Annotated in this window: 10 protein-coding genes and 1 pseudogene; 9 read left to right on the top strand and 2 right to left on the bottom strand. The window is 73.5% G+C overall.

All coding sequences use genetic code 11. The features are described 5' to 3' along the window. Positions 1-28 precede the first annotated feature (28 nt). From G545_RS13355 to rlmH, 5 genes and pseudogenes are all read left to right on the top strand, one after another. Positions 29-724: an LPS-assembly lipoprotein LptE gene (locus G545_RS13355; RefSeq protein WP_081677691.1), complete on the top strand. Its 696-nt coding sequence runs from the start codon at positions 29-31 to the stop codon at positions 722-724. 1 nt (position 725) lies between these two features. Beyond that, positions 726-1,766 (top strand): DNA polymerase III subunit delta, encoded by a 1,041-nt coding sequence (holA, locus tag G545_RS0103120; protein ID WP_027069112.1) that lies wholly within the window; start codon positions 726-728, stop codon positions 1,764-1,766. Then, positions 1,729-2,427 (top strand): annotated as a pseudogene (gene nadD / locus G545_RS0103115) (nicotinate-nucleotide adenylyltransferase); the annotation flags it as partial. The gene holA and the pseudogene nadD, both read left to right, overlap by 38 nt. Before the next feature lie 41 nt (positions 2,428-2,468). Then, entirely contained in the window at positions 2,469-2,957 is a 489-nt protein-coding gene (gene rsfS / locus G545_RS13350; RefSeq protein ID WP_081677690.1) for a ribosome silencing factor, read from the top strand. 6 nt (positions 2,958-2,963) lie between these two features. Then, entirely contained in the window at positions 2,964-3,434 is a 471-nt protein-coding gene (gene rlmH / locus G545_RS0103105; RefSeq protein WP_027069110.1) for a 23S rRNA (pseudouridine(1915)-N(3))-methyltransferase RlmH, read from the top strand. A gap of 15 nt (positions 3,435-3,449) precedes the next feature. Here rlmH and G545_RS0103100 read toward each other — a convergent pair whose 3' ends face one another. Together G545_RS0103100 and G545_RS0103095 are read right to left on the bottom strand one after the other, a co-directional pair. Further along, positions 3,450-3,647: a hypothetical protein gene (locus G545_RS0103100; RefSeq protein ID WP_027069109.1), complete on the bottom strand. Its 198-nt coding sequence runs from the start codon at positions 3,645-3,647 to the stop codon at positions 3,450-3,452. Between the two features lies 1 nt (position 3,648). Beyond that, positions 3,649-4,398 carry an SIMPL domain-containing protein gene (locus tag G545_RS0103095; protein WP_027069108.1) on the bottom strand — a complete coding sequence of 250 codons (750 nt, stop codon included), beginning with the start codon at positions 4,396-4,398 and terminating at the stop codon, positions 3,649-3,651. Positions 4,399-4,543: 145 nt separating this feature from the next. Here G545_RS0103095 and G545_RS0103090 point away from each other — a divergent pair, with 145 nt between their 5' ends. Genes G545_RS0103090 through tldD form a run of 4 tightly spaced genes read left to right on the top strand, consistent with a single transcriptional unit; the run spans position 4,544 to position 12,064 of the window. Beyond that, positions 4,544-5,146: a Maf family protein gene (locus G545_RS0103090; protein ID WP_027069107.1), complete on the top strand. Its 603-nt coding sequence runs from the start codon at positions 4,544-4,546 to the stop codon at positions 5,144-5,146. Then, entirely contained in the window at positions 5,143-6,651 is a 1,509-nt protein-coding gene (rng, locus tag G545_RS0103085) for a ribonuclease G (protein WP_027069106.1), read from the top strand. The genes G545_RS0103090 and rng overlap by 4 nt, the downstream gene beginning before the upstream one ends. Positions 6,652-6,684: 33 nt before the next feature. Beyond that, on the top strand, positions 6,685-10,569 hold the full coding sequence (locus G545_RS0103080) for a YhdP family protein (RefSeq protein ID WP_027069105.1): 3,885 nt from the start codon (positions 6,685-6,687) through the stop codon (positions 10,567-10,569). Between the two features lie 52 nt (positions 10,570-10,621). Then, positions 10,622-12,064, top strand: coding sequence for a metalloprotease TldD (gene tldD / locus G545_RS0103075; RefSeq protein WP_036137673.1), 1,443 nt, complete (start codon positions 10,622-10,624; stop codon positions 12,062-12,064). Positions 12,065-12,168 lie beyond the last annotated feature (104 nt).

Below are 12,168 nucleotides of genomic sequence, written 5' to 3'. Positions count from 1 at the left end.
CCCGGCATACCGCATCGAGACTGCACGCATGACCCGATCCCCGCTGCGACTCGCCTTCCTGTCCGTCCTGGTGGTGGCGCTGGCCGCCTGCGGCTTCCAGCTGCGCGACGCGCTGGTGCTGCCCCCGGACCTGGACCCGGTGATGGTCAAGTCCCGCGACCGCTACAGCCCGCTGGCCGACTCGCTGGCGCAATCGCTGGTGCGTGCCGGCGCGGAGCCGGCGGCCCCGGACGACCCGGCCCCGGCGGTGCTCGACATCCTCGCCGAGCGCTGGGGCGATACGCCGATCAGCGTCGACTCGCGCGGCCGTGCCCAGGAGTTCAGCCTGCGCTACGCGGTCGTGTTCGAACTGCGCAACGGCGACGGCACCGTCCTGGTGCCACAGCAGTCGGTGGAACTCTCGCGCGACTACATCTCCGTCCCGAGCGATGCGTTCGGCACCGAGGGCGAGCGCGACATCCTGGTGCGCGAGCTGCGGAGGGAAATGGCCGCCGCCGTGCTGCGCCGCCTGGGTGCGGCGGGTCGGGACGGGCGGATGATCGGCCCGGACCCGTTCGACGGGGCTCCCACCGACGCCGCGCAGGCCGCGATGGAAGCGGCTGCCGCGCTTCCGCCGCCGGAAGCCGCGGACGCGTCCGCCGGCGAGGCCGGCGATGCGCCGCCTGCCGACGCCGACGCCGGGGACGAGCCTGCAGCGGAGCCCACGCCCGATCCGGCCGGCTGAGATGGAAACCACGCCCGAGCAGCTCGCCGCAAGGGTCGCCGACGGTCCCTTGCAGGCGGCCTACCTCATTGCCGGGTCGGAGACCCTGAGGGTGCTCGAGGCCGCCGACGCAGTGCGCGCCGCCGCGCGCGCACAGGGCATCGGCGAGCGCGAGGTGTTCGAGTTCGACGGCCGCTCCGGCGAGGAGGACTGGGACCGGCTGGAGGCGAGCTTCGCCGCGCCCGGGCTGTTTTCTAGCCGGCGGCTGCTGGAACTGAAGCTGCCGTCGGGCAAGCCCGGCAAGCGCGGAACCGCGGTACTGGTCGGGTACGCCGCCGCGCCGCCGCCGGACGTGGTGCTGCTGGTGACCTGCAATGAATGGAGCAAGCGCCACGAGGGCAAGTGGAGCGATGCGCTTGCCGGGGCCGGGGTGAAGGCGGTCGCGTGGGAAGTAAAGCCGCATGAGCTGGGCGGCTGGGTGTCGGCACGCCTGCGCGCACGCGGGCTCAAGGCCAGCGGCGAAGCCGTGCAGCAACTCGTGGACCGCATTTCCGGCAACCTGCTCGCCGCCGCGCAGGAGATCGACAAGCTCGCGCTGCTGGCCGGCGAAGGCGAGCTCGACGCGGACCGCATGCAGGAACTGGTCGCGGACGCGGCGCGTTTCGACGTCTTCCGCCTCGCCGAAGCCGCGCTCAACGGCGAGGCGCCGCTGGTGTCGAGGATCCTTGGCGGCCTGCGCGCCGAGGGCGAAGCGATTCCCGCCCTGGTCCCGATCCTGGCCCGCGAGCTGCAGGCCTGCGCGGCCCTCGCCCGCGCCGGACGGGCGAACCTGGCGGCCGAGTTCAAGGCCCGCGGCATCTGGCGGGCGCGCGAGGCGGCCTACCGCCGCGCGCTGGAGCGGCATGCCGCCGGCCACTGGGATGCCTTCGTTTCCCGGCTGGGGGAGGTCGACCGCATGGCCAAGGGTCGGATGGCGGGCGATCCGTGGGTAGCGCTGGAGCGGTTGCTGCTTGCGGTGGCCGAGCGCAGCGCCGGGCGCCTTCTCGCGCGTGCCAATGCCTGACCAGGGTGCTCCGCTGGCGCTGTTCTACGGCGGCACCTTTGACCCGTTCCATTGCGGCCACCTGGCGATCGCCCGCCATGCGCGCGACCGCCTTGGCGCGGCGGTCCGGCTGATGCCGGCCGGCGACCCGCCGCACCGGCCGGCGCCGAGGGCAACGGCGGAGCACCGGGCGCGGATGCTGGAGCTGGCCGTCGCCGGTGAACCCGGCCTGCAGGTCGACCGGCGCGAGCTGGAGCGCGCGACCCCGTCGTGGACCGCGGACACCCTGCGGGGGATCCGCGCCGAACTCGGCCCGGAGCATCCGGTGGCGCTGCTGGTGGGCGCCGACAGCCTGCTCGGGCTGTCCAGTTGGAAGGACTGGCGGGCGGTGCCGGGACTGGCCCATCTGGTCGTCGCCTCGCGCCCGGGACTCCCGCTCGATGGCGAGCTGCCGCCGGCGCTTGCCGGTGTGCTGGAGGGACGCTGGACCGAAGAGGCGGGCGCGCTGCGCCGCGCACCGGCCGGGCGCGTGTTCCGCCTCGACCAGCCCCTGCATCCGGGCTCGGCGACCGAGGTCCGGCAGCGGATCGCGGGGGGAGGGGACTGGCAGTCGCTGGTGCCGGCGCCGGTGGCTGCCCACATCGCCCGTCACGGGCTGTATGCAGGCGGGCGCTCAGGCTGACTCCGGTACAATCCGCGCCCCCGAAGGAAACGGAAACGCCCTTGACCAGCCAAGCCCAAGTCATCAAGACCCGCCTCCCCGAGCCGCCGCCGGCACTGGACGCCCTGCTGGGCACGGTCCGCGAAGCGGTCGAGGAACTGAAGGCGCGCGACGTGGTCGAGATCGACGTGCGCGGCAAGAGCAGCGTCACCGACTTCATGGTGATCGCCTCCGGCACCTCGACCCGGCACGTGAAGTCGATCGCCGACGAGGTGATCCGCTTCTCCAAGCGCCTCGGCGTGGCCCCGCTGGGCGTGGAAGGCGAGCGCGAGGCGGAGTGGGTGCTGGTCGACCTGGGCGACGTGCTGGTCCACGTGATGCTGCCGCGGGTCCGTGAGTTCTACGGCCTGGAGCGCCTGTGGACCGTCGGCGACAACGCGCCGGCCGGCACGGGCGCACAGGACGACGCCGGCGACGGAGCCGATGAAGGCGCCGCCGCCGGCGGTGACGAAATGGACTTCGACGGGGACGACGCCGCCCCGCGCGGCTGAGCGGCGGTGAAGGCACGCCTGGTCGCGGTCGGCGAACGCCCGCCGGCCTGGGTCAGCACGGGCTTCGCGGAGTACCGCAAGCGCCTCGCGCACTGGCTGCCGCTGGAGCTGGTCGAAGTGCCGCCCGGACTCCGCGGGAAGAACCGCGACGTCGCGCGGGCGATGGCGGACGAGGGAGGGCGCGTGCTGGCGGCCCTGCCCAGGTCCGCCACGGTGGTGATGCTGGACGGGGGTGGCCGCGCCTGGTCTTCGGAGGAGTTGGCCCAGCGGCTGGAGCACTGGCGGACGCAGGGCCGCGACCTGGCCTTGCTGGTCGGCGGCCCGGAGGGACACGCTCCCGACGTACGCGCCCGCGCCGACGAGTCCTGGTCACTCGGCCCGCTGACGCTCCCCCACATGCTGGTGCGGCTGCTGGTGGCCGAGCAGCTGTACCGCGCCGCGGCGCTGCTCGCGAACCATCCCTACCACCGCGCCTGAAGGACCGCCGCCGGCTCAGTCATCGGCGGCGCCCGGGCTGTCCTCGCCGCCGCGGCGCGGACCTCCGGTTTCGGGACGCTCGTCGCGCGGCTCCGGGCGCGAGATGTCGGCATCCTCCAGGTCGCGGGGATTGTTGTCCGCGTAGCCGGGGTTTTCCCCGGGACGAGGATCCGGCGCGGGGGGACTGGTCTTCCTGTCGTCGATGGCGGTCATGTCACCTACCCAGTTCGAACACGACTTCGAGGTTGGCCGAGACCACGTTCTCGCCCGGTGATATCGGGGTGTCCGCGCCGCCCATGGCCGACTCCATTCGCGCCATCGCGCAGGGCATGACCGGTCCGCCGGGTCCGGCCTCGCTGATGCTGACGATCCGGCGTACCCGCAGGCCGAGCGCCCCGGCGTACATCTCCGCGCGCGAGCGGGCGTCCTCGAGCGCCGCGCGCCGTGCCTCGTCGCGGGCCTCCCCCGGCTCGCCGATGGAGAACGCGGGCCCGTTGACGTGGTTCGCGCCACTGGCCACCAGCGCATCCATGGTGGGTCCCATCCGCTCGATGTCACGGACGGTGACCTCGACCGTGTTGCTGGCCTGGTAGCCGGTGATCGCCGGGGTGTCTTCCGGGGAATGCCGGTACTGCGGATGCAGGTTCACGCCGGCGGTCCGGATGTCGCGCTCGGCGATGCCGGCCCGGCGCAGTGCCGCCATCACGCCCTCCATCTGCTCGGCGTTGCCCCGCATGGCGGCCTGGGCGTCGGCGGCCTGCGTCACCACCCCGGCGGAGAGCGTGGCCACGTCCGGCACCCGCCTCGCCTCCGCGCTTGCGGAAATGGTGAGCAGGGTGCCGTCGGTGCTTGCGGCCAGTGCGGGTGGGCTCTGGGCGAACGCGGCCGTCGTCGTGGCGGCGGTGGCCGCGATGGCCAGGGACAGGAGCAGGGGGCGCAGGCGGACGGGGGCAACGGGGGGCATGCAGGCATCTCCGGTTGGACCGGCGGAGGGTCCGGGCGGCGCGGTGAATGGGCCGTGAGCCGGCCCGGTGGAACGTGCGCGCGTTCCCGCGCCGCATGCGGGGCTGCGGGTATCCTTGCCGGCGCCGCGGCCTCACAGGACTCCCATGCTCCACCTCGCCTCGAAATCGCCGCGTCGCCGCGAGTTGCTGGCGCGCCTGGGCGTCGCCTTCACTCCGCTGGACGTGGACATTCCGGAACAACGCGCCGCCGGCGAGCCGGCGCATGCCTACGTATGCCGCGTTGCCTCCGACAAGGCCGCCGCCGGCCTGGCGCTGCTGCAGGACGCCGGTCCCGGGGTGCTGGTGCTCGGCTCCGATACCGAGGTGGTCCTGGACGGCGAGGTGTTCGGCAAGCCGGCGGACGACGCGGCCGCCCGCGAGATGCTGCTGCGCCTGTCCGGACGCACCCACGAGGTGGTGTCGGCGGTGAGCCTGCTCGGCCGCGACGGCGTCGCCAGGCAGGCGGTGTCCGTGTCGCGCGTGAGCTTCGCGCCACTGTTGCCGGACACGGTGGAGGCCTACGTGGCCAGCGGCGAGCCCCGCGGCAAGGCCGGGGGCTACGCGATCCAGGGCGTCGCCGAGGCGTTCGTGACCCGGCTGGAGGGAAGCTACTCCGGCGTGATGGGCCTGCCGCTGCACCAGACCGCGATGCTGCTGGCCGAAGCCGGGCTGCCCATTCCCTTCGCCAGCGCCCGGGGGACCGCATGACCGAGGAGATCCTGATCAACGTGACCCCGCGCGAGACCCGGGTGGCGGTGGTCGAGAACGGCATGCTGCAGGAGCTCCACATCGAACGTGGCTGGCGCCGCGGGGTGGTGGGCAACATCTACAAGGGCAAGGTGCAGCGGGTGATGCCCGGCATGCAGGCGGCCTTCGTCGACATCGGCCTGGAGCGCGCGGCCTTCCTGCACGCCGCCGACATCGTGCGGCCGGCCCCGGTCAACGGCGAGACGGGCGAGGCGCCGGTGCCGCCGCTGCCCCCGCGCCCGATCACCGAGCTGCTGCGCGACGGCCAGGAGATCATCGTGCAGGTGGTCAAGGACCCGATCGGCACCAAGGGCGCCCGGCTGACCACCCAGCTGAGCATCCCGTCGCGCTACCTGGTCCTGCTGCCGCGCTCGCGGGTGATCGGGGTCTCCGCGCGGATCGAGGACGAGGCCGAACGCACCCGCCTGAAGTCCATCGTCGGCGAGCTGTCCGGTGCCGGGCCGCAGCACGGGTACATCGTGCGCACCAACGCCGAGGGCCAGTCCGCGGAGGCGCTGGGCGAGGACATCACCTACCTCGGCCGGGCGTGGACGCTGATCGAGGAGAGGTCCGCCAGCTCCCAGGTCGGGGAATGCGTGTACGAGGACCTGACGCTGCCGCTACGGGCGGTGCGCGACCTCATGCGCCGCGACGTGGAGAAGGTCAAGGTCGACTCGCGCGAGACCTTCGAGCGCCTGCAGCGCTTCGCCGCGCAGTACCTGCCGCCCGGCGCCGACCCGGAGAGCCGCGGCCTGGCCGAGCGGATCGAGCACTACACCGGCGCACGCCCGATCTTCGACCTGTACGGGGTCGAGGACGAGATCGGCCGCGCGCTCGAGAAGCAGGTGCCGCTCAAGTCCGGCGGCTACCTGGTCATCGACCAGACCGAGGCGATGACCACCGTGGACATCAACACCGGCTCCTTCCTCGGGCAGCGCAACCTGGAGGAGACGGTCTTCCGCACCAACCTGGAGGCCGCCCAGTCGGTGGCCCGCCAGCTGCGCCTGCGCAACCTGGGCGGGATCGTGATCATCGACTTCATCGACATGGTCGAGCCCGAGCACCGGCGGCAGGTGCTGCGTCAGCTGGAGAAGGCGCTGGCGCGCGACCACGCCAAGACCACCGTCTACGAGTTCTCGCCGCTGGGGCTGGTCGAGATGACCCGCAAGCGCACCACCGAGAGCCTGGAACGGCAGCTGTGCGAGCCCTGCCACGAATGCGGCGGCCGCGGCATGCTCAAGACGCCCGAGACGGTCACCTACGAGATCTTCCGCGAGATCGTGCGCCAGGTGCGCCAGTTCGAGGCCGAGCGGCTGCTGGTGATCGCCTCGCCCAAGGTGGTCGCGCGGATCACCGAGGAGGAGTCGGCCGCGGTGGCGGAGCTGGAGGAGTTCCTCGGCCGCAGCATCCGCCTGCAGGCGGACTCCCAGTACGCGCAGGAGCAGTTCGATGTCGTGCTCTTCTGAGCCCCGGCCGGTGGCGGGGAGCGGGGCCGGCTGATGCCGACCGTCTTCCGCCGCCGCCTGCGGCGGGTGCGCCGCGGAGCCGCCTACACGGTCGCCGTGGGCCTGGTGCTGCTCGCGCTGGTGCTGGGCACGGCGAGCCAGGTCCTGCCGCTGGCCGAGCAGAACCCCGACCGGGTGGCGGCCTGGCTGAGTGCGCGGGCCGGACGGACGATCAGCTTCGACGCGGTCGCGACGGAATGGACGCGGCGGGGGCCACTGCTGCAGTTGCAGGGGCTGCGGGTCGGCGAGGGTGACGAGGCCTTCACCATCGGCGATGCCGAGATGCTGGTGTCGATCTACGCGGGCCTGTTGCCTGGCGTGCCGCTGTCGGAACTGCGCCTGCGCGGGCTGGACCTCGTGCTGGAGCGCGGCGGCGACGGGCGCTGGCAGGTTCGCGGGCTCCCCGGCCCGCGCGGCGGGGGTGGTGACCCGTTCGCGGCGCTGGAGGGGCTCGGCGAACTGCAGGTCGTGGACGGCCGCCTGCGCGTGGTTTCGGCGGCGAGTGGCCTGAATGCCTCGGTGCCGCAGGTGGACCTGCGCTTGCGTGTCGATGACGGGCTGGTGCGCGCGGGGCTTCGCGCCTGGCCGCAGACACCTGGCTCGGATGGCGGCGCTGCCACGCCGATCGACGCCACGTTGCACCTGGAGCGTGGCAGCGGCGACGGCAGGGCCTGGATCTCGGCCTCGCAGGTCGAGGCGGGTCCCTGGGCGCCCCTGCTGGTCTTCGCTGGCGTGCAGTTGGCCGAAGGCACCGGCAGTGCCCGGATCCATGCCGGCATCACCGGCAAACGGGTGTCCGAGGTGGTGGTGGATGCCGACCTGGAGCAGGTCCGGCTGCGGGCCACCGACGGACTGGTGCCGGGGGTCGAACTGGGGACCGTGGAGGGGCTGGTCCGCTGGCGGCGCGAGGCGGGCGGCTGGCGCCTGGAGGCCCCGCGGCTGGGACTGGAGCACGCCGGACGGCGGCATGACTATGACGGCGTGCTGGTGGCCGGCGGTGACCGCCCCGGCGCGGTGGCCGGCCGGGGCGAGGTGGCGCCCCTGCTGCAGGTCGCGGCGCTGAGCAGCCGGCTTGCACCCGGAGTGCGCCAGTGGCTCGCCGCGGCCGCGCCCCGCGCCACGCTGCGCGACGTGGAACTGGCCGCCGCCCCGGACGGGCGGATCCGCGCCCGTGCCGGGGTGGAGGGCCTGGGCTTCGACCCGGTGGGCGACCGGCCGGGACTGCGCGGCCTGGCCGGCACGCTCAGCGGCGATGGCGGTGGGATTGCGCTGGAGCTGGATGCGGGCCGCTCGCTGGAATTCGACTGGCCGTCCGGCTTCGGCGTGGTGCACGCCGTCACCCTGGACGGGACGGTCAGCGGCTGGCGCGACGGCGACGGCTGGTCGGTGGGTACCGGCGGGCTGCGGGTGCAGGGGCAGGACTTCGGGCTCGACGCGCGCGGTCGGCTGCGTTGGGAACGCGGTGGCGGCCGTCCGTGGATCGACATCGCCGCGGACATCGACCCGACGGCCCTGCCGGTCGCGCGCGGATTCCTCGTCCGCCACCTGATGCCCTCGACGCTGCAGCAGTGGCTGGACACCGCCCTGGTGGGCGGCACGCTGGTCGACGGTCGCGCGGTGGTCACAGGCGACCTGGACGACTGGCCCTTCACCGCCGCGGAGGGCCGGTTCGAGGCGCGTGGACGGATCGAAGACGGCGTCGTGCGGTTCCAGCCGGACTGGCCGGCGGCCGAAGGGGTGGAGGCGGAGCTGGCCTTCATCGGCGACGGGTTCGACATCCGCGGCAGCGGCAGCGTGGCCGGTGTCGAGGCCGGGCGGATCCGCGCCGCCATGGACGGATACGAGGGTGGCACGCTCGAAGTCGATGCCTCCGGCAACGGCGACGTCGAGGATCTGCTGCGCCTGCTCGGCCAGAGCCCGCTGCGCGCCGACCAGCCGGAGGTGTTCGACAACCTCGCCGGCCGCGGTCCGGCCGCGGTCGACTTCCGGTTGCGCCTGCCACAGGGCAGCGCGCCGCTGCGGATCGGCGGCTCGGTGGAGCTGGAGGGCGCGCGGCTGTCCGCCCCGAGGTTCGGGCTTGCGCTTGACCAGGTCCGCGGCCGCGCCCGGTATGACCAGGAGGGGTTCGTCGCCGAGGACCTGGATGCGCTGCATGAAGGCCGGCCGGGCCGGCTCACGCTGCGCGCCGGCGAGGGCCACGTTCGCGATGCCGGCAACCTGTTCGAGGGTGCGCTGCACGCACGGGTGGATGCACGCACGCTGCTGGACCAGGCCGACGCACTGGAGTGGCTGCGCCCGCACGTGGCCGGGAGTTCGCAGTGGACCGCCGTCGTAGAGGTGGCGCGTCCGGCCGGTGGCGGCCGCGCACGCCCGCGGCTGCGGCTGCAGTCGGACCTGGTCGGGACCGCGCTGGAGTTGCCGCGACCGTTGCAGAAGGCGGCGCAGGCTCCGTTGCCGGTCAGCATCTACGTGCCGCTGCCGCTCGGGGACGGCGAGGTCGCCGTCACCCTGGGCACGCGCATGGCACTTCGCGCACGCACGCGGGGCGACGACACGGGCGTGCGGATCGCACTGGGCTCGTCGCGGGTCGATGCGCCCCCGCCGCGCGGGCTGGTGGTCGGTGGCAGCACCGGCACGCTGGATGCGCTGGAATGGGTCGGCATGGTGGGCGGAGCCGGCGGGGGCGATGGCGGCCCCGGGCTGGGCCGGATCGACGTGCACGCGGACGCGCTGCACCTGCTCGGCGGCCGCTTCGCCGACACCCGCCTGCTGGTCCTCCCCGGTTCCCGCGGCGCGATGCGGGTGCGGGCCGAGGGGCCGGAACTGGAGGGCGAGCTGCGGATCCCGGCCAGTGAGGGCGCGGCGATCGCTGGACGCTTCCAACGGGCCTGGTGGACGAGGCCCGAGCCCGCTGCCGCGGCCGGGCGGGGCGCGGCCACGCAGCGGCCCGGAGCGCCTGCGGCCGCCCAGGCCGGCGGGGTTGCCGCCGGCGGAGGCGATGCCCCCGGCGAGGCGCTGGACCCTTCGGCCATCCCGCCGCTGGTGATCGTCGTCGAGGACCTGCGCGTGGCCGGCGCGCGGCTGGGACAGGCACGACTGCAGACCCGGCCCACTCCCGCCGGCCTGCAGGTGGAGGAACTCTCCGCGCAGGGGCCAGCGCACAGCATCGACATCGACGGCAGCTGGGTGGGCCGCGGCCCGGAGGCACGCACCCGCCTGCGCGCCAGCGTCACGTCCACCGACCTGGGTGGCCTGCTCGCCGGCACTTCGCTGACCGGGCGGCTGTCCGGTGGCACCGGCGGGATGTCCCTGCGCGCGGAGTGGCAGGGCACGCCGGCCGCGTTCGACGCCGCGCACGCCCGCGGCGAACTGGTGCTCGACGTGCGCGACGGACAGCTGCTGGAGGTCGAGCCCGGCGCCGGGCGCGTGCTCGGGCTGCTGAGCGTGGCCGAGTTGCCGCGCAGGCTGACCCTCGATTTCCGTGACTTCTTCAACCGCGGCCTTGCCTTCAACGAGGCCGGCGGCACGATCCGGTTCGGGGACGGCGTCGCGAGCACGGACGACCTGGACATCACCGGCCCCGCCGCCGACATCCACATCCGCGGCACGGCCGACCTGCGCGCGGAGCGCTACGACCAGACCATCGAGGTGCTGCCCAGCACCGGCAACCTGCTCACCGTCGCCGGGGCGATCGCCGGCGGACCGGTCGGCGCCGCGATCGGTGCGGCTGCCAACGCCGTGCTGCAAAAACCCATGGGCCAGATCGGCGCCCGCACCTACCGCGTCACCGGCCCGTGGTCGGACCCGGAGGTGGAGGTCATCCAGGCCGATGAGGAAGTGCAGGCGCCCGAACCGGACGGCGGGCCCACGGGCGGTTGAAGCACGGGAGCGCGCCCGCATATCGTCGGGTATTGCCTTTCCGGAACACCTGATGACCCTTCCGCTGCAGCTAGCCCAGTCCCGCCTCCTGCAACCCGCAGGCCTCGACACCGCCGGCCTGGAGCGTGCCTTCGGCAGCCTGCTCGGCCCCGGGATCGACTTCGGCGACCTGTATTTCCAGCACGCCCGGCGCGAGAGCTGGACGGTGGAGGACGGGATCGTCCGCGATGGCGCCCACTCCATCGAGCAGGGCGTGGGTGTGCGTGCGATCAGCGGCGAGAAGACCGGGTTCGCCTATTCCGACGAGATCAATGCCCAGGCGCTGATCGAGGCCTCCACCTCCGCGCGCGCCATTGCCCGCGCCGGCGGCACGGTCGCCCCGCACGCGCTGGTCCGCGGGGCCGGCCGGAGCCTGTACGTGCCGCAGGACCCCATCGACGCGATGGCCAACGAGGACAAGGTCGAGGCCCTGCGCCGGATCGACCGCATGCTGCGCGCCGCCGATCCGCGGGTGAAGCAGGTGGTGGTCAGCCTGTCGGGCGGCGTGGACACCATCCTGGTGGCGCGCAGCGACGGTGTCCTGGGCGCCGACGTGCGCCCGCTGGTCCGCTTCAACGTCCAGGTGATCGTCGAGCAGGACGGGCGCCGCGAGTCCGGCTACACCGGCGGCGGCGGGCGCCATGGCTACGACGAACTGCTCGGCGGCGGCAAGCCCGAAGCCTGGGCGCGCGAGGCACTCCGGCAGGCGCTGGTGAACCTGGAGGCGGTCGACGCGCCGGCCGGGGTGATGCCCGTCGTGCTGGGCAGCGGCTGGCCAGGCGTGCTGCTGCACGAGGCGGTCGGCCACGGGCTGGAGGGCGACTTCAACCGCAAGGGCACCTCGACCTACGCCGGGCGCATCGGCGAGCGGGTGGCCGCGCCGGGGGTCACGATCGTCGATGACGGCACCCTGCCGGGGCGCCGCGGCTCGCTCAACATCGACGACGAGGGCCAACCCACCCAGTGCACCACCCTGATCGAGGACGGGGTGCTGGTGGGCTACATGCAGGACAGCCTCAACGCCCGCCTGATGGGCATGGCGCCCACCGGCAACGGCCGCCGCGAGTCCTTCGCCCACCTGGTCATGCCGCGCATGACCAACACCTACATGCTGGCCGGGCAGCACGACCCGCAGGAAATGATCCGCTCGGTGAAGAAGGGCCTGTACGCGGTCAACTTCGGCGGCGGCCAGGTCGACATCACCAGCGGCAAGTACGTGTTCTCGGCCACCGAGGCCTACCTGATCGAGGACGGGAAGGTCACCGCCCCGGTCAAGGGCGCGACGCTGATCGGCAATGGCCCGGAGACCATGCAGAAAGTGCGGATGGTCGGCAACGACCTTGCACTGGACGAAGGCGTGGGCGTCTGCGGCAAGGACGGCCAGAGCGTGCCGGTGGGGGTGGGGCAGCCGTCGCTGCTGGTCGACGGGATCACCGTCGGCGGGACGAGGCCGTGAGCCCCGATTCCCCCTTCTCCCGCTTGCGGGAGAAGGTGCCCGAAGGGCGGATGAGGGTAGCTCTTTGCGAGAAAGCAAAAGCTCCCCTCACCCCAACCCTGCTA

The sequence above is a fragment of the Lysobacter defluvii IMMIB APB-9 = DSM 18482 genome (assembly GCF_000423325.1).
GTDB lineage: Bacteria > Pseudomonadota > Gammaproteobacteria > Xanthomonadales > Xanthomonadaceae > Novilysobacter > Novilysobacter defluvii.
This window is presented reverse-complemented; position numbering and strand designations above follow the sequence as displayed.